The sequence below is a fragment of the Shewanella sp. BJSY2023SW005 genome (genome assembly GCF_047314585.1).
Classification (GTDB): Bacteria; Pseudomonadota; Gammaproteobacteria; order Enterobacterales; family Shewanellaceae; genus Shewanella; species Shewanella algae.
In genome coordinates this window covers 1-20,607 of record NZ_JBKORJ010000062.1, presented here as the reverse complement: position 1 = coordinate 20,607, position 20,607 = coordinate 1, and the positions used below count along the sequence as shown (strand labels likewise).

At 51.5% G+C, this 20,607-nt stretch carries 16 protein-coding genes and 1 other annotated feature; of the genes, 7 read left to right on the top strand and 9 right to left on the bottom strand.

All coding sequences use genetic code 11. From position 1 onward, the window contains the following. Nucleotide 1: 1 nt before the first annotated feature. The 3 genes from ACMHXI_RS19380 to ACMHXI_RS19370 all read right to left on the bottom strand — a co-directional run bounded on the left by ACMHXI_RS19380 (nt 2) and on the right by ACMHXI_RS19370 (nt 1,569). Nucleotides 2-382 carry a hypothetical protein gene (locus ACMHXI_RS19380; RefSeq protein WP_144166094.1) on the bottom strand — a complete coding sequence of 127 codons (381 nt, stop codon included), beginning with the start codon at nt 380-382 and terminating at the stop codon, nt 2-4. A 147-nt stretch (nt 383-529) separates the two neighbouring features. Continuing rightward, nucleotides 530-1,141 carry a peptidylprolyl isomerase gene (gene slyD / locus ACMHXI_RS19375; protein ID WP_144218853.1) on the bottom strand — a complete coding sequence of 204 codons (612 nt, stop codon included), beginning with the start codon at nt 1,139-1,141 and terminating at the stop codon, nt 530-532. 302 nt (nt 1,142-1,443) lie between these two features. Beyond that, a complete protein-coding gene (locus ACMHXI_RS19370; RefSeq protein ID WP_258180936.1) occupies nt 1,444-1,569 on the bottom strand; it encodes a hypothetical protein in 126 nt (41 codons plus the stop codon). A gap of 77 nt (nt 1,570-1,646) precedes the next feature. Continuing rightward, nucleotides 1,647-1,767 (top strand) — a sequence feature (Thr leader region). 34 nt (nt 1,768-1,801) lie between these two features. Here ACMHXI_RS19370 and thrA point away from each other — a divergent pair. Genes thrA through thrC form a run of 3 tightly spaced genes read left to right on the top strand, consistent with a single transcriptional unit; the run spans nt 1,802 to nt 6,545 of the window. Continuing rightward, nucleotides 1,802-4,267, top strand: a complete 2,466-nt coding sequence (gene thrA / locus ACMHXI_RS19365) for a bifunctional aspartate kinase/homoserine dehydrogenase I (protein ID WP_413735861.1) — start codon at nt 1,802-1,804, stop codon at nt 4,265-4,267. Next, nucleotides 4,264-5,223 carry a homoserine kinase gene (gene thrB, locus ACMHXI_RS19360; RefSeq protein WP_413735859.1) on the top strand — a complete coding sequence of 320 codons (960 nt, stop codon included), beginning with the start codon at nt 4,264-4,266 and terminating at the stop codon, nt 5,221-5,223. Before thrA ends, thrB begins: the two co-directional genes overlap by 4 nt. Before the next feature lie 38 nt (nt 5,224-5,261). After that, a complete protein-coding gene (thrC, locus tag ACMHXI_RS19355) occupies nt 5,262-6,545 on the top strand; it encodes a threonine synthase (RefSeq protein ID WP_413735857.1) in 1,284 nt (427 codons plus the stop codon). Nucleotides 6,546-6,684: 139 nt separating this feature from the next. On the opposite strand, the gene nfo is transcribed toward thrC, so the two are convergent. Then, a complete protein-coding gene (nfo, locus tag ACMHXI_RS19350) occupies nt 6,685-7,539 on the bottom strand; it encodes a deoxyribonuclease IV (protein ID WP_045283538.1) in 855 nt (284 codons plus the stop codon). Nucleotides 7,540-7,638: 99 nt separating this feature from the next. Between nfo and ACMHXI_RS19345 the strand changes: the two genes are divergently transcribed. The 3 genes from ACMHXI_RS19345 (at nt 7,639) to ACMHXI_RS19335 (ending at nt 11,477) form a co-directional block, all read left to right on the top strand. Then, complete coding sequence (locus ACMHXI_RS19345) at nt 7,639-9,648, top strand: ATP-binding protein (RefSeq protein ID WP_258870101.1); 2,010 nt, start codon at nt 7,639-7,641, stop codon at nt 9,646-9,648. After that, on the top strand, nt 9,636-10,733 hold the full coding sequence (locus ACMHXI_RS19340) for a response regulator transcription factor (RefSeq protein ID WP_413735854.1): 1,098 nt from the start codon (nt 9,636-9,638) through the stop codon (nt 10,731-10,733). Before ACMHXI_RS19345 ends, ACMHXI_RS19340 begins: the two co-directional genes overlap by 13 nt. 201 nt (nt 10,734-10,934) lie before the next feature. Then, complete coding sequence (locus tag ACMHXI_RS19335) at nt 10,935-11,477, top strand: hemerythrin domain-containing protein (RefSeq protein WP_025010584.1); 543 nt, start codon at nt 10,935-10,937, stop codon at nt 11,475-11,477. A 61-nt stretch (nt 11,478-11,538) separates the two neighbouring features. Here ACMHXI_RS19335 and ACMHXI_RS19330 read toward each other — a convergent pair whose 3' ends face one another. The 5 genes from ACMHXI_RS19330 to ACMHXI_RS19310 form a co-directional block, all read right to left on the bottom strand. Further along, entirely contained in the window at nt 11,539-11,721 is a 183-nt protein-coding gene (locus tag ACMHXI_RS19330; protein ID WP_025010585.1) for a DUF3545 family protein, read from the bottom strand. Between the two features lie 190 nt (nt 11,722-11,911). After that, nucleotides 11,912-13,549, bottom strand: a complete 1,638-nt coding sequence (gene pgi / locus ACMHXI_RS19325) for a glucose-6-phosphate isomerase (RefSeq protein WP_045283540.1) — start codon at nt 13,547-13,549, stop codon at nt 11,912-11,914. Between the two features lie 38 nt (nt 13,550-13,587). Further along, nucleotides 13,588-14,541: a transaldolase gene (gene tal, locus ACMHXI_RS19320; protein ID WP_028779802.1), complete on the bottom strand. Its 954-nt coding sequence runs from the start codon at nt 14,539-14,541 to the stop codon at nt 13,588-13,590. 242 nt (nt 14,542-14,783) lie between these two features. Next, nucleotides 14,784-15,884, bottom strand: a complete 1,101-nt coding sequence (locus ACMHXI_RS19315) for an OmpA family protein (protein ID WP_115390613.1) — start codon at nt 15,882-15,884, stop codon at nt 14,784-14,786. 288 nt (nt 15,885-16,172) lie between these two features. Beyond that, nucleotides 16,173-18,539, bottom strand: coding sequence for a phosphoketolase family protein (locus ACMHXI_RS19310; protein WP_045283541.1), 2,367 nt, complete (start codon nt 18,537-18,539; stop codon nt 16,173-16,175). A gap of 425 nt (nt 18,540-18,964) precedes the next feature. Between ACMHXI_RS19310 and ACMHXI_RS19305 the strand changes: the two genes are divergently transcribed. After that, a complete protein-coding gene (locus tag ACMHXI_RS19305; RefSeq protein ID WP_413735850.1) occupies nt 18,965-20,464 on the top strand; it encodes an alanine/glycine:cation symporter family protein in 1,500 nt (499 codons plus the stop codon). The last annotated feature ends 143 nt before the right edge of the window (nt 20,465-20,607 follow it).

Here is a 20,607-nt window from a genome sequence, read left to right as displayed (position 1 = left end):
GTTACATCAGGGGCTGTCGCGGCAATTTGTGGCGGCGGTAGAGGTGACGCTGACTCAGAATATAGCTTCCCCAGGCACAAATGAGCAGCCCCAGCAGTTGGTACACTTCCTTATCTGCAAATCTCAACAGTAGCATGCCCGACAGTAACCAGAGGAAAGGCAATCCTGCATACAGGGGGTCGGGCCAAAATCCTCCCCGTCTCAGGCGTTTGGGATCGCTGCGTCTGTGACTCGAACGCAAATTGTAAATCCAGGCCGCGGCCAATATAAGCAAAACGGAACCCAGGATCCCAAGTAGGGGATCGAGTAGATAGAGTGCCAGACTACCGGTAAAAAAATACAGATAGGGCAGACTCTCATAGACCATTCTGGACAAGATCACGGGGCATTCCTTCGCATCCAGGTTATCTATTGATTCTAGTCCAAAGCAGGAGCCCCAGCCTTGTTTTCCAAAGTGGAATAAACAAAGAGTCCGGCATTGGCCGGACTCTCGATTGATATCAGTAGTAGGCGTCGGTGTGACTGGCTATCAACCGCGGCAGCCGCAACCACCGTTACCGTCACAACTTTCTTTCTTGGTGCCTTCTTCGGCATCTGAGCTACAGCAACCGCCATGCTCGTGATCATGACCGCCACAGCATCCGCCGTGATCATGGCCGTGACTACCGCAACCGCCATGGGCGTGGATATGGCCGTGGGCGACCTCTTCGGCCGTCGCTTCACGCACGTCCATCACTTCCACATTAAAGGTCAGTGATTGGCCAGCCAGAGGGTGGTTGCCATCAACGATAACACTGTTGTCCAGTACTTCGGTCACTTGTACCGGGCGCTGGCCCATTTCAGTTTCGGCGATAAAGCGCATGCCTGGTACTATGTCCTGGATATCGCCAAAGGCTTCCAGAGGAACTTCCTGACGCAGACCATCGTGGTATGGGCCATAGGCTTCTTCGGCTTCTATGGTCACTTCCAGCGTATCGCCTTTGCCTTTGCCTTCCAGTGCTTTTTCAAGTCCCGGGATCAGGTTTTCCATACCGTGGAGGTAGACCATAGGATCTGCCTCAAAAGAACTTTCTATCAACTGACCCTTGGCGTCAGTCAGGCGGTAGTGAATGGTAACCGCGCTGTGTTGGGTGATTTGCATATCGCCTCCCGTTCAGAATGTGGCCGCATGATAACGTGCTTTTTCCGCGCTGGCGATATCCGAGCGTTGCTTATGCCAACTGTTGCACAGAGTTTTGCCACCATGACGACATTTTGGGTTGGAAAGGCACTAAAAAAGCCATTATTTTTCAAACGTCTTTCCAAAAATCTTGACTTGAGTGTTTTTGAACCCTGTAGGCTTTCACCTTGGTGTGCTCGACGGTTCCTGCTTGGCTGATACTCAGCTTTTATCCAATACACTTTACGTCAAGGTTAATTGCAATGAGGAGATTTCGTTGATGCTTATCCAGTTAAAAACAGACTTTGGTGAGGCTTATTCAATAAGATTGCCATTTCATTAAAATTTTCATGAAAACGCCCCTTGACAAGGGCTACAAAAAAAAGCAATCCTGTTTGCATTGCTGTCATTCTCGGGCTCAACTCCTGAATGAACCGGCCTGAACACAAGAGAACGAAACGAGTATAGAAACCCAATGTATCAGCTAAGCTCAGTTGTAATTACCACCATTACAACCACCACCATTACCAGTGTGGGGGCGGGCTGACTATACCCTGAAGAATTGCAAACAAGAAGCCCGCTCCCACCAAGGAGCGGGCTTTTTTGTTTCCTGGGCGGGCGCGGTATTTAAAGGAGAGATAGATGAAAGTAATGAAGTTCGGCGGTACCTCGCTGGCAAACTGGCAAAGGTTTGAAATGGCAGCAGAAATAGTTCTGACCAGTGCCAGAGAAGAGCAAGTGGCCACAGTGCTGTCGGCTCCGGCAACCGTAACCAACAATCTATTGGCCATGGTCGATATGGTATTGGCAAAGGGGGATGTCGACGAGGCCCTTGCCAAGGTGGCTGAGGTATTTGAAGCCTTGTATGCCGATGCATCTGTATCTCTCGCAGAGGAAGCCAGACAGCAGCTGAAGAAGGTATTGGCGCAGCAACTGGCGAGTTGGCGGGCAAAATTGGCTGGGGTTCAGCTTCTGGGGGAGTGTCCTGACAGTGTGCGGGCCGAGATCCTGGTAGCCGGGGAACGACTCTCGGCAGCCTTGATGGTTGAAGTGCTCAAGGCCAAGGGAGTCAGTGCCGGTTTACTCGACCCGAGAGAATTATTCCTCGGCGTCGGTACACCTCTGGAGTCTGTGGTGGATATCGCCGTCAGTAAGCCCAGATTTGCGTTGCTTAAACTCGATGAGCAGAGAGTGTGGGTTATGCCCGGGTTTACCGCCGCCGGTGCCGATGGCAAGGTGGTGACTCTGGGACGCAATGGTTCGGATTATTCGGCCGCAGTTCTGGCAGCCTGTCTGGATGCCGACAGCTGCGAAATCTGGACAGATGTCGATGGGGTCTATAATACCGACCCCCGGGTGGTTGCCGATGCCAAGCTGCTCTCCCAGCTCAGTTACCAGGAGGCGATGGAGCTCTCCTACTTTGGCGCCAAGGTACTGCACCCCAAGACCATTTCACCCATAGCCCAGTTCCAAATCCCTTGCTACATCAAAAACAGTTTCAACCCCCAGGCGCCGGGTACTCTGGTATCCAATCTGCCGGATCAGACCGGGCTGCAGGTCAAGGCGATTTCCAATCTGGATAACCAAACCATGTTCAACGTCTCAGGCCCGGGAATGAAAGGCATGGTGGGTATGGCGTCGCGTATTCTGGAGTCCATCGCCAGAGCCAAGGTTTCGGTATCGCTGATCACTCAAAGCTCCAGTGAGTACAGCATCAGTTTCTGTGTGGCCACTTTGGATGCCCCCAGAGTTAAGTGGGCGCTGGAGCAGGAGTTTGAACTTGAGCTCAAGAGTGAACTGTTGGAGCCGCTGGAGATGCGGGATCAACTGGCGATAGTGTCCCTGATAGGTGACGGTATGCGTACCCATAAGGGCGTGGCTGCGCGCTTTTTCCAGGCTCTGGCCCAGGCTAGTGTCAATATCATCGCCATTGCCCAGGGCTCGTCCGAGCGCTCCATTTCGGCCGTGGTCGAGCAGCGCAAGACGCGTCATGCGGTGGCGGCCTGTCACCAGGGTTTTTTCGATGTGCAGCAGTATCTCGATGTCTTTCTGGTTGGCGCCGGTAATATAGGCGCAGGCTTGCTGGAGCAGATAAAACAGCAGGAAGCCATGCTCAAGGAGCAACATATCAGTATTCGGGTTTGCGCCATCGCCAACTCAGGCAAGATGTTGCTCGATGCCGCCGGTATCTCCCTGGCCGCTTGGCAATCAAAGCTCAACGATTCGCCCGTCGCCTTTGAGCTGACAAAGATGTTGGCCTGGGCCAAGGAGCAGCAGTTGCTCAATCCCGTATTGCTGGATTGCACCTCTTCGGATGTCATTGCCGGCCGTTATCTGGACGTGATGAATGCCGGTTTGCACGTGGTGACACCCAACAAGAAGGCCAATACCCGTGAGTTGGCTTTTTACCGCGCGCTGCGGCAAACCGCGCTGGCCCAGCGGCGCCAGTTCCTTTATGAAACCAATGTCGGCGCCGGTTTGCCGGTTATCGATAACCTGAAAAAGCTGCTGTTTGCCGGTGATAAGCTGCTGCGTTTCCAGGGGATACTCTCGGGTTCGCTGTCGTTTATCTTCGGTATGCTGGATGAGGGGATGAGTCTGTCACAGGCCACGGCCATAGCCCGGGAAAAGTGCTTCACCGAGCCGGACCCCAGGGACGATCTCAATGGTATGGATGTAGCGCGCAAGGTGTTGATTTTGGCCCGGGAAGTGGGCTTGCCGTTGGAGCTGGATGATATTCAGGTGGAGTCTGTCTTGCCGGATGACTTCGATGCATCAGGTGATGTGGCCCAGTTTATGGCGGCTCTGCCGCAGTTGGATGCCGCCGTGGCCGAGCGGGTCGCTGCCGCCCATGCCAAGGGTAAACGCCTGCGCTATGTCGGCCAGATAGATGAGTCAGGTTGCAGGGTGCGTATCGCCGAAGTGGCGGCCGATGATCCCCTGTTCAGCGTCAAAGGCGGTGAGAATGCGCTGGCTTTCTACAGCCGCTACTATCAGCCGATCCCCTTTGTGCTCAGAGGCTATGGCGCCGGTACTGAAGTGACTGCCGCCGGAGTGTTCGCCGACTTGCTCAGAACCCTCAACTGGACTCGGGAGGTCAGCGCATGAGTCAGTTTATTCCCGCCAATGCACCTGTGACTGTCTATGCGCCCGCCTCTATGGGAAATGTCGGTGTCGGCTTCGATTTGCTGGGTGCCGCATTGGCACCCATTGATGGCAGTTTGCTGGGGGATACGGTCACAGTCGGCCCAGCGCCTTGCGGCGTTTCTCTCACTCAACTTGGCCCTTGGGCCCACAAACTGCCACAGGAGCCGCAGCAGAATATCGTTTATCGCTGCGCCGAGTTTTTCCTAGGTGAGGCCGGGATCAATCAAGGCGTTTCCTTGACCCTGTCCAAGAACCTGCCGGTGGGTAGCGGCCTTGGCTCCAGCGCCAGCTCAGTGGTGGCGGCGCTCTATGGTCTCAATGAATATTTTGGCCGTCCCTATGATGAGCAGGCCTTGCTGGGGTTGATGGGACGTTTTGAAGGGGAGATCAGTGGTTCGGTGCACTATGACAACGTCGCACCTTGCTACTTTGGGGGACTGCAACTGATGCTGGATTTGCCCGGGCGTATCTGCGAGCCCTTGCCGGCCTTTGATTCCTGGTACTGGCTGATGGCCTATCCCGGGATTTCATTGTCGACGGCGGCCATGCGCGCCTTGATGCCGAACCAATATGACAAGGGAACCTGCATAGAATTTGGTCGCAATCTCAGTGCCTTTGTTCATGCCTGTTACCGCCAGGATGAGGCGCTGGCGCTGACTGTGTTGAAAGACGTGTTGGCCGAACCCTATCGGGCCGAGGCTATCCCCGGGTATCTGGCGGCGCGGCGCGGATTGTCTGAGCTGGGTATGTTGGCCACCGGGATTTCCGGCAGCGGCCCAACCCTGTTTTCCATCAGCGCCGATCTGGCCCGCGCCGAGCAGGCCAAACGCTACCTGGAACAACACTATTTAACCGAAGCGGGCGGCTTTGCTCACATCTGCCGCCTGGATATGCAAGGCACCCGGGTATTGTCCTGAAACGCATTTTCATCCAAAAAAGAATTTAAGGCATCAATATGGAACTCTATAACCTCAAGCACCCGGCACAGCGGGTAAGTTTTACTGAAGCGCTCAAGCTGGGTCTTGGCATGGATCGAGGGCTCTTTTTCCCGACCCGGATCCCGAAACTGGCAGATGTCGATGCCCTGTTGGCTCTGCCTTTTGTCGAGCGCAGCAAGCAGATACTCGGTGCCTGGCTCGCCGATGAACTGGGACAGGACTGTGTCGACAAGCTGGTGGAGAAGGCGTTTAATTTCCCTCTGCCGCTGGTGCAGGTGGATGCGCAGCGCAGTTGTCTGGAGCTGTTTCATGGGCCAACCTTGGCTTTTAAAGACTTCGGTGCCCGCTTTATGGCTCCGTGTCTCAACCAGCTTGGCGGCTCAGAGCCGCTGACCATTTTGACCGCGACCTCAGGGGATACAGGCGCGGCGGTGGCCGATGCCTTCTTTGGCCTGGATAAGGTGCGGGTGATGGTGCTCTATCCCAAAGGCAAGATCAGTGAGTTGCAGGAGAAGATGTTTGCCACTCTGGGCGGCAATATTCACACCGTCGCGGTCGAAGCCGACTTCGATGCCTGTCAGCATTTGGTCAAGCAGGCCTTTGAAGACAGTGATATTCGTGACGGTTTGCACCTGAACTCGGCCAACTCCATCAATATCAGCCGTTTGCTGGCGCAGATCTGTTATTACTTTGAAGCGGTCGCCCAGCATAGAAAGCTGCATCAATCGGCGCCGGTTGTCAGTGTCCCCAGTGGTAACTTCGGTAACCTGACCGCGGGTCTGCTGGCCAAAGCCATGGGATTGCCCATTAAGCGCTTTGTGGCGGCCACCAACAGCAATGATACTGTACCGCGCTATTTGAGTTTTGGTGATTGGGCGCCGCGGCAAACTGTTGCGACCATGTCCAACGCCATGGATGTGTCCGAGCCGAGCAACTGGCCCAGAGTGGAAGCGATTTTTGCCGAGATGAAATGGCCGCTGTCTGACTTGTCCGGCTTGGCGCTTTCCGAGGGGCAAACCCGTCAGGCCATGTTAGCGCTTGAGCAGACAGGTTATCTGGCAGAGCCCCATGCAGCGGTGGCCGCCGAGGCACTGCGTTTGTCTCTGCAGGATGAAGAGCAGGGGATTTTTCTGGCGACGGCACATCCGGCCAAATTCAAGGATGTGGTCGACCGCGAGTTGAACACCAGTCTGCCACTGCCACAGGCATTGCAAAGGGTGGCTGATAAGCCGCTGCTGTCGGCTGTTCTGCCGGTCGATTTTGATAGTCTTAAACAGCACATGTTTGCGGTGTTGAACTAAGACCTTGGTTCAGCTCTTGGAGGTCGATGGGGCTGCCAAGGATTGAATTTAGTGCAGCAATTATCCCAAAAGCCGCATCATTTGCGGCTTTTTACTGGGGCAGTCAGGAGATTGAATCGACGGAGAGCGAATGGATGGTTTAGCGGCTAAGGCTGTTCAGCCAGGCAATTTCTTCGGGCCAGATCTCCGGGCGTATGGTTTCCAATATCAAGGGTATCCCCTTGGTGGCTGGGTGGCCGAGAATATACTCGAAAGCGGTTTTGCCTATTTCGCCCATGCCCAGGGAGTCGTGGCGATCGACCCGGCTGCCGAGTCCCGTCTTGCTGTCGTTGAGGTGCATGCCCTTGAGGTATTGAAAGCCCACTATGCGGCCAAAGGCGTCAAAGCTTTCCCGGCAGCTTTCCTGAGTGCGAATGTCGTAACCCGCGGCAAACATATGGGCGGTATCCAGGCAAACACCGACTCTGGATTTATCCTCAACCCCGTCAATGATCTGCGCCAGTTGTTCAAAGCTGTGTCCCAGGTTGGAGCCTTGTCCCGCGGTATTTTCGATGACGGCACAGACGCCATCACAAGCTGCCAATGCCAGGTTGATTGAATCGCTGATGTTACGCAGACAGTGGTTTTCACTTATCTGTCGCAAGTGGCTGCCGGGATGAAAGTTCAGCAAGGTTAATCCTAACTGTTTGCAACGAAGCATCTCATCGACAAAGGCATCGCGGGATTTTTCCAGCAGCAAGGGATCCGGGTGTCCCAAGTTAATCAGATAGCTGTCGTGGGGCAGAATCGCCTCGGGTCTGAACCCCAATTTTTGGCAGTTTTCCTGAAAGGCGGCGATGGACTGCTCGGTTAAAGGTGCTGCCTGCCAGCGACGTTGATTCTTGGTAAACAGTGCAAAGGCACTGGCCCCTATCTTGTGGGCATTGAGCGGAGCATTTTCCACACCACCCTGTGCGCTGACATGGGCACCAACCCATCTTTCCTGACTCGTCACCCAGACTCCTCTATAGCGTTTGGCAAGCTTGATAAGTCGCTAATATTGCAAACTTGTCTATGCTTGAATGACTGAAAAACAACGGAAAGGGACTTTAACGTGTTTTCCTCTGAGGCTCAAACTGAATTCCCTGGCGACTGGTCCCGACTGCTGATTGAACTGGCTAAATTGCAACTGGGTTTGACCCAGGGACAGGACGTATTGCCGGCCCTGTGCCAGACCCTGGTACATGCCTCAGGGGCAGAGGCTTTGCTGATGGTGGAACGCTCAGAGTTGGGCGCCAATGATATGCCGGAATCAGTCACCTGCTGGTGTCGGGATCCGGTTATCTATTTGACGCTTTGGAGCAGTGTTAATCAATGGGCCAAAGAAGCGAGCCAACAAGAGCTTCATCAATGGCTGAAATTTACCGTCTGGCCAATCAAAGATTCAGATCTATTGCTGTTTTTCCACTCATCGGCTCCCGGTTGGTTTGAGTCTTTGGCCTCATTCCAGGCCAGTATCGGCCCCTTGGTGGGGGCCATCTATCAATGTCAGCTCAGCCGCAGTTCATCACAGTCGGCAGAGGATGAAATCTGCTTCAAGGCCGTTATAGATGGTGCCGACAGTTTATTACTGCTGTTTAGTCTCGAACCTGAGCGAGAACCCATCCTTTACGCCAACCCGGCAGCCACAGCAGTGACCTTATATGCCAACCGGGAATTGGTGGGCGCCAATTTAACCGGCCTGCTGTTTGAAGGCGAAGAAAGTGACTCCTTTAGGGAGCAGTTGCGCCGCAAGGGCAGTTATACCGGGGAACTTTGGTGTCATAAGGGCGATGGCGGCAGGGAGTTATTGCATCTCAATTGTTACTGTATTTCCCAAAGTCGGCGCATATACGCCGTTATAGGTCGCGATTACAGCGAGCAGCATCAGTTGCAGCAGGCCGTGGCCAGAACCCAGAAGATGCAGGCCATAGGGGAGTTGGTCGGTGGCATAGCCCACGACTTCAACAATATTCTCGGGGTATTGAAGGGTAACCTGGAGTTAATGCAGCTTAAAACCTCTGATCCCAAAGCTGAAAAATACCTCAATACCGCCTTTAAGGCCTGCCAACGGGGCACAGATCTGACCCGCAGACTATTGTCGTTTTCGCGCCAGGAACAGTTCAATGCCGAGCCTTGCCAGGTCAATGAGGTGATTGAAGGTTTGCAGGAGTTGTTTGCTAAGTCCTTGACCAGTCAAATAACATTGAGTATTGAGCTGGCACCGGATAACAAACCTGTGATGCTCGACAAAGGGGACCTGGAAGACGCCTTATTGAATCTGCTGCTCAATGGTCGCGATGCTATGGAGGGCAAGGGAGAACTCAAGATACGTACCGGCAGTTGCTATTTGAGTGGTTATCTACCCGGGATCGCCATAGGCAAGACCCAGGTAGAGCCCGGGCATTATGTATGGATCAGCGTGATTGATGGCGGTAGTGGTATTCCTGAAGCCTTTCAGGACAAGGTATTCGACCCGTTCTTCACCACCAAGGACAAGAGCAAGGGCACAGGTCTTGGACTGGCCATGGTGTATGGTTTTGTTAAACGTTCCAAGGGTTATATCGCCATCCTGAACACGGGAGTTGCCGGCACTGAATTCAGATTATGGTTCCCACAGAGTCGTAAGTTGGCGACTGAGCCACAACTCAGTGCCAATACGGGGGAATTGCCCAGAGTCAGGCGTCCGATAAAGGCGATAGTGGTGGATGATGAGCCTGAGATGCTGGAAGTGATGGCCGACTATTGCGACCTGCTGGGGATAGAGGCGGAGCTGTTCCACGACCCCATCACAGTGCTGCAACGCTACGAGCAGCAGCGTTGTGATGCCGAGCTTCTTATCACAGATGTGTTGATGCCTGGCGGTATCAACGGCTATGAACTTGCACAAAAACTCAATGTTAAACACTCACTGCTGGTGTTGCTGATCTCCGGCTTTATTCAGGACATAGGTATTTCCAGCGCCGATGAGATGCCGTTTCCGGTACTGCATAAACCCTTTGATCTGACAGGATTGATTCTGGCACTCAAGCAGGTGGGAATTAGATTTGCTGATGACAGTAAGGGAGAGTTATGGACAATTTAACTGTCTGGGTAGTGGATGATGATGTTGATTATCTGGCTTTGATAGAGGAAGTCTTACAGGATAATTACTCAGTCCAAGTGTTTGATTCGGCAGCAGCATATTTGGCGGCGTTGGAGTCGGCGACACCGGAAATTATCCTGATGGATATCAATCTGCCGGATTCCAGCGGTGTGGAGTTATGTGCTCACTTGCAATCACAGGGGCGAGAGGCGTCAGTGGTATTTGTTTCCGGTATGAATACCCTCAATGAGCGCCTCAAGGCCTATGAGGCCGGGGCGGTAGACTTTATCGCTAAACCCTTTGAGCTGAAAGAGCTGTTGGCCAAGGTACGCAGTGTGGCGCAATATCAACAGCGCAAACAGTCTCTGATGCAGGCCGAGTCCATGTCGAGAAATATGGCGTTTCAGTCCATGAGTGAATCGTCCCAATATGGCTGTGTGCTGCAATTCTTCCGCCAATGTTTTCTTTGTAACAACTACCGTGCCCTTGCCGATGCCTTTTTTGAGCTGATGACTCAGCTCAACCTCAATACCTGTCTGGAAATACGCACAGACAGCGCCGAATATTTTGTGCCGGACAATGCCCAGATAAGCCCGATAGAAGCCAATATCTTTGAACTTTTGGACAAACAGGGACGCCTGTATGACTTTGGCAACCGAACCATGTGCAATGACAAGCATGTGTCATTCTTGATCAAGAATATGCCGGTCAAGGATGAGGTGCTTTACGGCCGCCTCAGGGATGTGATTGCCGTTGTGGTCGAAGGATTGGAGGCCAGGGTATTGGACATAGAGCGCCAGCAGATGCTGCGACGGGTGATGGATAGGTTACACCTGCTGATGAAGCAGTTGGGTGATTCCATGCAGCAACAGGATCAGCACTTCTGCGATACCTTATCGGGGATCACTACTGAAATTCGCAGCAGCTTTCATGTGCTGGATATGACAGAAGAGCAGGAGACTTATTTTACCTCCATGGTTGAGCGACATCTGCGCGAAGCCAGCTCTGCCGGTGAAGCCTTCAATCGTATCCGTGGCTCTCTCAAAGAGATGCTGGTGATGATGGAGGAAAGCCAGGGGTGCTGAGGCGCTTGGCCAGCTTTTGGTGCTAGCAGCGTAAGGTCATTGAAGATTATACAAGGTGCTAATTTATGAAGTATTGATTTAGAAGGTTATTTTCCTTGATCTTTATCATGTCCCCGGAAAACATCTATGGTTAGTATTGAGTGATATTTGGCCTGTTTACTACTATTACCTAGAAAGGCCCGACTCAAAATGGAGTGCCCTATGCTGCAAAGATTGATGAATGACCACAAGCATATTGCCATATTGCTGAAGTTGCTGAAGGGGAAATACCTGAAGCTGGCCGAAGGTGAGCACGTCAATTTTAATCTGGTACGGGATGTTGTCGAATATATGCAGGGCTATGCCGAGCACAGCCATCATCCACTCGAAGACATCATTTACGACTATTTCCTTATCAAGGAGAGCCGTACCGAGCCTACCCGGCGTCTTGAGGAAGAGCACCAAAAATTGATTGAAGCTTCATCGGCCTTGATGGCGACACTCAACCTGATCCTGAACGATGTGGTGGTGGCCAAGGAAAAACTGGTTGCTGAATTGAAGGGATATGTGGATTTGCAGGAAAAGCACATGCTGTATGAAGAGCGGGAGATCTTTCCTTTGCTTGCCAAGAGCCTGAAGGATGAAGACTGGCAGAAGATCCAAAGCATGTGTGAGTTGAAGCTGATAGAGGATCCTTTGTTCAGCAGCGATGATAACCAGCTATTCGACGAGCTGAGAAGCTATATTCAAACCGCAGACAGATAACCTTGTGGGAAGCAGACATTAAAAAAGAGCGCTTGGCGCTCTTTTTTAATGTCTCTCATATTCAGAGGAGGCTGTCGATATCATAGTCAAAACTGCTGTCTATCTCCTGTAGTTCCTTCAACAGACGATGTTTATCTTTCAGCGCTTCGATTTCACGCCATTTGCGCTTCTTGTTGGAGCTTCGAGAGCGGCTTGGTCTTTCAACGACTTCGTCTAGCGCACTACCATAATCCAAACGATCCATGGCAACCTCCTGTTGTTGTATGTTTTATCAACATTTAAATATCATACTTGGCAAACAGGGTGCAAGAAGAATGTTTCTATTTTGTTAAACTTGAGTGATACTTTGATGAAGGCGTATAGACAAGATGGCGGGCAAAAAAATACCAGCCAGTGGAGCTGGCTGGTATCTGTTGATTTACAAGGTTAACGGGCTAGATTTTTCCTTGTCTGAAGAGATTGATCAGGGCATTGCTGGAAGCATCCAGATCCTGGCTGTTTTGCTCTGCGCCGATACGCGACAGCACTTCATTCCCCAGCGTTTTACCCAGCTCAACTCCCCATTGATCGAATGAGTTGATATCCCAGATAGCGCCCTGAACCAGGGTTCTGTGTTCGTAAAGAGCAATTAAGGCGCCCAGGGTTATTGGGGTCAGCTTGTCCATCAACAGGGTATTGCTCGGCTTGTTGCCTTCCATGACCTTATGTTTGGCAATAAGCTGTTTCTCAGCCTCTGAGAGTGGGCTGTCGGCCAGTTCGGCCAAGGCTTCATCGAAGGTTCGTCCTTGCATCAGCGCCTGGGTCTGACCAAAACAGTTTGATGCCAGCTGAGCGTGATGCTCACCGATAGGATTATGGCTTTGCAACGGCAGGATAAAGTCTGCCGGGATCAATGCCGTACCTTGGTGCAACAGCTGGTGGTAGGCGTGTTGGCCATTGGTGCCTTCTCCGCCCCAAATAACCGGCCCTGTGCTGTAATCAACTGAATTGCCGTCCAGAGTGGCGGACTTGCCGTTACTCTCCATATCCAGCTGCTGGAAATAGGCCGGAAGCCCTCTGAGGTAGTGATCATAGGTCAACACCACGTGGGACTGGGCATTGAAGAAATTGTTGTACCATACAGAGAGCAGGCCCATGATCACCGGCATATTCTGCTCAAGAGGTCTGGATGCGAAATGTACATCCATTGCTCTGGCGCCGGCCAACAGTGCCTTGAAGTTATCCATGCCTATCAGGGCGGCTATGGGCAAACCTATGGCCGACCAGAGAGAATAGCGCCCGCCAACCCAATCCCACATGGGGAAGATGTTGTCTTCATCTATGCCAAACGCCGTTGCCTTGGCGACATTGGAGGTAATTGCCGCAAAGTGCTTGCCGATATCCTGCTGTGAACCGCCTTTGGCCAGGAACCACTCTTTGGCGCTGAGGGTGTTGGTCAGGGTTTCCTGAGTGCCAAAGGATTTTGACGACATCAGGAATAGGGTGGTTTCAGGATCCAGCTTCTTCAGTTTTTCACTGATGGCCGTGCCGTCGACATTGGCGACGAAGTGACACTGTAGCTTACCGTTCCAATAGGGACGCAGGGCCTCGGAGATAATCTTGGGGCCGAGGAAGGAACCGCCAATTCCGATGGAGACAAGATCTGTGATCTTCTTGCCGGTATAGCCGCGCCACTGACCTGAATAGAGCGCCTCGACAAAAGCCTCCATTTGAGCCAGGGTTTGCTGAACTTCAGGGACTACATTGACGCCATCGACGCGAATATCCGCATCGGCCGGCGCTCTCAGAGCTGTGTGCAACACGGCACGCTGCTCCGTAGTATTGATTGCTTCGCCGGCAAACATAGCCGCTATTTTTTGCTCAAGTCCGGCTTCACGGGCGAGTTTGAGCAGCTCCTGCAGCACGGCATCAGTGAGGCGGTTCTTGGAGTAATCCAACAGCAGTCCACAGTCTTTGAGCGATAGCTGTTCAAAGCGCTGCGCGTTTTCGGCAAAGAGTTCACGCATGTGAGGCAGGTCTGCACTCATCGCCTTGAGAGCCTGCCAGCTAGCGGATTGAGTCAAATGTGTCATGAGTTGTCCCTGATCTTCAATTTCAGCACAGACCTTGTTTAGCTCAGTTTAGCCTTGAGCATGGTCTCGAGTTTGCCCTGATCTATGGCGAAGTTACGGATACCTTCAGCCAGTTTTTCCACTGCCATGGGATCTTCATTGAACTCCCAGCGGAACTCAGCCTCGGTCAACGGCTTGGGGGGTTCTTGGGTTTCAGTGGCAGGTTGCAGCTTGGTCACTATTTGGGTGTCTGAGTTGGCCAGTTCTTCCAGCAAAGATGGGCCTATAGTCAGGCGATCACAGCCGGCGAGCTCAATGATTTCACCTGTGTTACGGAAGCTGGCACCCATAACCACTGTCTGATAACCATGCTGTTTATAGTAGTTGTAGATCTGGGTTACTGAGACCACGCCTGGATCTTCACTGGCGCTATAGTCCTTGCCGGTGTTCTTCTTGTACCAGTCGAGAATACGGCCGACGAAGGGCGAGATCAGGTAAACTCCGGCTTCGGCGCAGGCTCTGGCCTGGGCGAAACTGAACAAGAGTGTCAGATTGCAGTTGATACCGTTTTGCTCCAGCTCTTTGGCGGCACAGATGCCTTCCCAGGTGGAAGCCAGTTTGATCAGAATGCGTGACTTATCGATACCGGCTGCTTCATAGAGCTTAACCAGCTTATAGGCCTTGGCGATGGAGCCGGCTTTATCGAATGACAGGCGGGCATCTACTTCGGTTGAAATACGCCCTGGTACCAGCTTGAGAATTTCCACCCCTATGTTGACCGCCAGCTTGTCTGCGGCGTCTTCCAGTTGTTGCAGCGGATCCTGGCTCTGAGATTTGGCCCAGGAAATAGCATCATCGATCAATGGGGCATACTCAGGGATCTGAGAGGCTTTAAGGATCAGTGATGGGTTGGTGGTGGCATCTTGCGGATGATAGAGCTTGATCGCCTCGATGTCGCCGGTATCAGCAACTATGGTTGTAACGGATTTGAGTTGCGTGAGTGTGTTTGCCATGAAAAACATCCTTCTCAGATTGCGGCCGTTTACGCGGGGATTGCATGACGCTATTAAAAGCGATTTTGCCCTCGTTTCCAACCAGGATTGAAAAAAAATTACAAAAATGGTGAGAAATTGTCAATGAGGGCCGTTTTCGGTTAAAGGAAGTGTACTCCCATAACCGGGGGAATTCTAATGACACAAAGGCTGAAAACAAAAAAGTCGCTGCAGGGCAGCGACTTTTCCAGAAGAAGTTCAGCTTACTTCAGCAGAGCTTCTTTTTCTTTAAAGCTCAGGTGAGCTTCAATACGGCGGTTAACCTTGTTGGCTTCAGCAGAAGAACCCTGCATCAGCGGCTGGCTTTCACCGTAGCCCTTGGCGTTGATACGGCTGGCATCGATGCCATACTGGTCAACCAGTACTTTGGCAACTGCGTCGGCACGTTTCTGAGACAGCCACTGGTTGTAATCGGCTTTACCAGGCAGTGATGCGTGGCCGGCGATTTCCAGATCGGCTTTAGGGTACTTGTTCATGAAGTCAGCGACTTTCTGGATTTCAGCCATAGAGTCGGCTTTCAGTACAGATGAGTTGTTATCGAACTCAGCCTTAACTTCCAGCTTCTCCAGCTTTTCAACATAGATAGAGCAACCGTTGGCGTCTACTTTGTGGTTAGCTGGTGTGTTTGGACATTGGTCCATATCGTCGTTGACACCATCATTGTCGCTGTCAACTGGCTCTATGACCACTGGTGCTACTGGAGCAGGCTTTGAAGTGCTGCCGAAGCGGTAGCTCAGTTCAAGACCCCAGTAGTTGCTTTCCATTGCCAGAGTGTTCCACTTTTCTTCGTCGAGGTTTTCATAACGACGATACTTGGCGGCCAGTTTCAAGTTCTCTGTGATGTTGTAACCGATACCGGCACCGAAGTAAGGTGCAACACCGCTGTCACTGTAGTACTCGCTACCCCATTGTCTGTTGTTGGAAATGTGGTAGTTCATGGCACCGGCTTCAGCAGACAGGCTCCATTTGTCGGCGAAAGGCCAGAAAGCCACCAGGCCCAGAGTGGCGCCCTTGGCACCTACGTCATTGAGCTTGTTGGCATAGTCGGTCCATTCGGCACGACCCAGGTCACGATAACCCAGTTCTACACCAAAGTAATCGTTGAACAGGTAACCTGCAAACACGTCCCATGCATATGGATCGTCTTCACCACAGGTTTTCATGGTTTTCTGATCGCAGTTAGGTTCGTAGTTATTTACACCGAGGCCCGCACCCACATACCATGGGCTGAGCTCGTCTGCTGCAGATGCTGCAAAAGGCATCATAGATGCGAGCAACAATGCTTTAAATGTCTTATTCATCATGTTCTCCAAGTCCATTGCTATTCAATTACCCAGATGTCCCGTATAGGAAACATGACTAGCACTTAATGTGGGATTTCCTTTAGTGTTTTAGCTAGCTGGGTCAATTATCCATTGAAAAAAAGCAATTTTCCACTTATCGACCAATAAATTTATTGTTCAAGATTTGCTCTTGGGCTTTGCTTAACAATTTAAAATAAAGAAAAAGCGCCTGTTTGAAGGCGCTTTTTTTATTTTTGGCAAACAATTTTATAACTAAATTATTTGTCTATTGTTTAGCTAAGGTTCAGCTTAACGGGTCCAAATCCAGTTCTCGATATACTCAGGATCCACACCATTGGCCTTGATATAATTTCTATGATCAACCAAGCGTTGTAACATATCTGTGGTAATCGCAACGTGGCGGGTTTCATCGATAACACCTTGCTGGAATAGTTTGTAAGCCATATCTATTACCAGGTGATAACGGGAAGTACCGTTACGAACACCCATATCAAATGGTGTGGTGGTTGAACCTTCCTCTTCATAACCTTTGATTCTGAATCTGTGACTACCTTTGTAATCGAAGATCAGTTTTTTGATGGTGTTTGGATAACCGTGATAGTTAAATACCACACCTTTATTTTCGGTGAATATCTCATCCATCAACCAAGGTTTTTCCTGGAACTTGAGGCTACCCAGACCACTGCTGTGTAATTCAGTGACGCTGACAAAGCGGATACGCACTCTTGGCAGGAGTTCACGAATTAGTACCAATGCCGCCATACACTCCTGAGTGACATAGTCGCCACAGCCAGCCAGGACGACATCAGGGTTTTCATCAGAGGCAAAGTCCCAGACCATTACACCGTCTTTGGCTTGTTTACGGGCTTCATCAAGGCTCAGCCATTGAGGCAGCTCTTTCTTACCGGCGACCAGAATGTTCAGTTTGTCGCGGTCGGCGAAAGCGCGTTCTGTGTAAACCAGAGTGGTGTTGGCATCAGCAGGCAGATAAGCCGAGATAATCTTCGGATGTTTCTCAAGCATGGCGCCCAGGAAAGAAGGGTTCTGGTGAGAGTAACCGTTGTGATCCTGACGTTCCAGCAGAGAGGAAAGCACCACGTTGCAAGCCGGCAGCGGCTTACGGAAGTGAACCCCTTGGCTGGCATAGACATACTTACAGTATTGGTCGGCCATGGAAGACACTACCTGAGAGAAAGACTCATAGGTAGGGAACATGGCGTGACGGCCGGTAACTGTGTAGCCGTGCATCATGCCAAACAGCAGGTTTTCAGACAACAGCTCCATGACCCGACCATCGCGGCTCATATCTTCATCCCAGCTTTCAATCGGCCATTGCCAGGCGCGATCTGTCGCTTCGAATACGGCTTGCAGCTGGTTGGAGTAAGTTTCGTCAGGGCTGAAGATCCGCAGGTTGCGCTGATCTTTATTGAGGCGGAAGGCTTCGCGCATCCACTGACCCATTTTCAGCATGGAATAACCACGATGACCTCTTGGAACTTCGGGGCCATAGGCCAGTTTTTCCAGATCAGGATTGCTGAGGGCGCGCACCACTTCACCACCATAGCTCATCTTTTGACGGCCACAGCAGAGTTCTGCAGGGGGCAGCAGTGATTGGATGTCTTTGTCGAAGACAATCTGGTTCTGCTCATTGATGGAGTAAAGTTCAGAGAACTTGTAGCTGTCGAGCCAGCCATCCAATGCGGCCAGATGACCTTTGTCGGTGGCACACTTATTGACAATTACCTGGTGAGACTCGCAGTTGCCTTCGAGTTTTTTGCCATCGTATTCGGGAACGCCGGTCCAGCCTTTGGCGGTGCGCATCAGGATCACCGGCCAACGTGGCTTGACCACATCTTCGCCGTTGCGGGCACGTTTCTGGATGTCGTTGATCATCTCATAAGCCGTATCCATCGCTTTGGTCATCTGCAGGTAGACATCTTCTTCCTGCTCGCTGTCCACTATGATGGGGTGATAACCCAGGCCTCTGAATTCAAGTTCCAGCTCTTCGTGGCTCATGCGTCCCATACGGGTTGGGCCGGAAATCTTGTAACCATTAATATGCACTATTGGCAGTATGGCACCGTTGGTGGCAGGAGAAACCAGACGGTTGGCATACCAGGAAGCAGCCAGTGGACCGGTTTCAGATTCGCCGTCACCAACGAGTACAGCGGCAATCAAGTCAGGATTATCCAGAACAGCGCCCCAAGCGACAGACAAGGAGTAGCCCAGCTCACCCCCTTCAAGAATTTGTCCGGGAGCTTCGGGGTTGGCATGCGAAGGATAGCCGTAAGCCGCGGAGAACTTGCGACAGATATCTTCAATACCGGTTTCGTTGTACGGAATGGTTTCTGGATAGAAGTGGCTGAGAGAGCCTTCAAGGAAGAGGTTAGCCTGTACAGCTGGGAAACCGTGACCTGGGCCGACCAGGTAGAGGAATGGGCGCTTGTGCTTGGTAATCAATCTGTTCACGTTGGCGTAGACAAAGTTGATCCCCGGACAGGTTCCCCAGTGACCCAAGAGCCTTGGCTTAATATCACTGTGTTGCAACGGGCGTTTGTACAATACATTGTGCTTGAGGTAAATCTGTGAGGTTGCCAGGAAGTTAGTGGCCCGGACAAATTTCTTCAGTGCACCTATCTCTTGCTTTTGGGTCATATCGTGCCTCGCTTGAGCTAGCTAAAAGTGAATCAGATTATCTTGTAGGTACTATATTTGTAGTTTTATTACAAAAATGTGTCCCACATCCAAGTTTTGAAAGTTTGTTTAGCCGGTGGCTTTTTTCGAAAGTCTCTGTGATGCCCTTGTTATTTAGGTTATAACACTAGCTTGTTCTGGTGTTTTTATGGTGAATTTACTGTCACATGAGTGATTAAGTGTGATCTTGATCACGCGAGAATTTTAGCATCCTATGCTATTTTCTCCGCCCTCAAGCGCGGCCGGCATACCTTAGTGTATGTAGGATAATTCGAAAAGAAACTGGCCGATGCTTATCCTTTTTCATTCAGGAAGGAATCTTAACCACAAATTTGGCGTCATCCAGTCAGTGATGGGCCAGGTTTGCCACGGGAAAGCTTACAATTATGATAATAGAAACTATCGAAACCATAGTCGGTTTTTTGAACTCTCTTCTTTGGGGAAAACTATTGGTTTATGCCCTGGTGGGGGCCGGCCTGTACTTTACCCTGAGGTTGTTGTTCATTCAGCTTACTCACCTGGGGCATTCTGCCAAGGTGATGGCAACCAGTAGACAGGGCTGTGAAAGTGGTTTGTCTTCATTTCAGGTGTTTTGCACCAGCATGGCCGCCAGGGTCGGGGCCGGTAATATGGCCGGTGTGGCGGTTGCCATAGGGGCTGGTGGCCCTGGAGCCGTATTCTGGATGTGGCTCATTGCCCTTCTGGGTATGGCCACGGCTATGATTGAGTCGACTCTGGCTCAGATCTATAAAGTAAAAGATAAAGATGGCCAGTTTCGTGGTGGTCCCTCCTATTATATGGAACGGGGACTGGGACAACGCTGGATGGGGATTCTTTTCTCCGTGTTTCTGATCATCGCCTTCGGCTTGGTATTTAATGCGGTGCAGTCCAATACCATAGCCGGTGCTCTGGAAATCGTGTTTGATGTAAAAGAGGCCTACTGGTTTGATGTAAAAGCCAGTTATTGGATCGGTATTTTCCTGGTGCTGGCCAGCAGTGTGGTGATCATGGGGGGGCTGCGTAAGGTAGCGCGGGTCTCCGAGGTGGTTGTGCCTATTATGGCTTTTGCCTATATCCTGATCGCCATGGTCGTTGTCGGCATGAATATTGAGCAACTGCCGACCATTATTGAATTGATAGTCAACAGTGCCTTCGGCTGGCAGGAAGCGGCCGCAGGGGGAGTCGCTTATACTGTGGCTCAGGCGATGCAGTCCGGGGTTGCCCGCGGTCTGTTCTCCAACGAGGCCGGTATGGGTAGTGCCGCTAATGTGGCTGCCAGCGCGTCGCCAACGCCTAACCATCCAGCATCTCAAGGTTTTGTACAGATGATAGGTGTGTTTATGGACACTATCGTTATCTGTAGTGCTACTGCTGCCATCATATTGCTGGCCGGTGATCTCAGCAGTGTCAACGTCAGCGAGGGAGACAAGGGGATCCAACTGACCATAGCTGCTTTGACCAACCATGTTGGTGATTGGGGTGGCCTGTTTGTGGCCCTTGCCATCTTGCTATTCTGTTTCACTTCTATTATCGCCAACTACTCTTACGCTGAAACCAATGTGCTGTTCCTTTCCAATAACAGCCGCAAGGTACTGCCACTGTTCCGCTTGTGTGTACTCGGTATGGTGATGTTTGGCGCTGTTGCCAAGATCCAGCTGGTGTGGGATATGGCAGACTTGTCCATGGGGTTGATGGCCACAGTCAATATCATCGCCTTGGTATTGCTTTCCGGTGTTGCCATGCGGGTGATCAATGACTACCGTGATCAGCTGAGCGAAGGCAAAGAGCCTGTGTTTGACAAGAGCCAATTCCCAGAGCTTGAAGGCCATATCGAAGAGGGTATCTGGACCGGTGAACCTGTGGTTCGCAGTGACAAAGGCCTGTAACTGAATCCGGCCCCAGATTGGGGCCATCGAAAAAACCACGCCATCAGTGTAATGCCGATCAGTTAAGACAGATCGCTTGACGATCTCACTGAAAGGATCAAAATCCGATGACCCCATGTCATCGGATTTTTTTATGCAACTTT

What these genes read in the sequence shown, in the direction of transcription:
- slyD (WP_144218853.1), bottom strand. Translation starts at nt 1,141, where the DNA reads ATGCAAATCACCCAACACAGCGCGGTTACCATTCACTACCGCCTGACT.
- ACMHXI_RS19370 (WP_258180936.1), bottom strand. Translation starts at nt 1,569, where the DNA reads ATGACAGCAATGCAAACAGGATTGCTTTTTTTTGTAGCCCTTGTCAAG.
- thrA (WP_413735861.1), top strand. Translation starts at nt 1,802, where the DNA reads ATGAAAGTAATGAAGTTCGGCGGTACCTCGCTGGCAAACTGGCAAAGG.
- thrB (WP_413735859.1), top strand. Translation starts at nt 4,264, where the DNA reads ATGAGTCAGTTTATTCCCGCCAATGCACCTGTGACTGTCTATGCGCCC.
- thrC (WP_413735857.1), top strand. Translation starts at nt 5,262, where the DNA reads ATGGAACTCTATAACCTCAAGCACCCGGCACAGCGGGTAAGTTTTACT.
- ACMHXI_RS19340 (WP_413735854.1), top strand. Translation starts at nt 9,636, where the DNA reads ATGGACAATTTAACTGTCTGGGTAGTGGATGATGATGTTGATTATCTG.
- ACMHXI_RS19335 (WP_025010584.1), top strand. Translation starts at nt 10,935, where the DNA reads ATGCTGCAAAGATTGATGAATGACCACAAGCATATTGCCATATTGCTG.
- ACMHXI_RS19330 (WP_025010585.1), bottom strand. Translation starts at nt 11,721, where the DNA reads ATGGATCGTTTGGATTATGGTAGTGCGCTAGACGAAGTCGTTGAAAGA.
- pgi (WP_045283540.1), bottom strand. Translation starts at nt 13,549, where the DNA reads ATGACACATTTGACTCAATCCGCTAGCTGGCAGGCTCTCAAGGCGATG.
- tal (WP_028779802.1), bottom strand. Translation starts at nt 14,541, where the DNA reads ATGGCAAACACACTCACGCAACTCAAATCCGTTACAACCATAGTTGCT.
- ACMHXI_RS19315 (WP_115390613.1), bottom strand. Translation starts at nt 15,884, where the DNA reads ATGATGAATAAGACATTTAAAGCATTGTTGCTCGCATCTATGATGCCT.
- ACMHXI_RS19310 (WP_045283541.1), bottom strand. Translation starts at nt 18,539, where the DNA reads ATGACCCAAAAGCAAGAGATAGGTGCACTGAAGAAATTTGTCCGGGCC.
- ACMHXI_RS19305 (WP_413735850.1), top strand. Translation starts at nt 18,965, where the DNA reads ATGATAATAGAAACTATCGAAACCATAGTCGGTTTTTTGAACTCTCTT.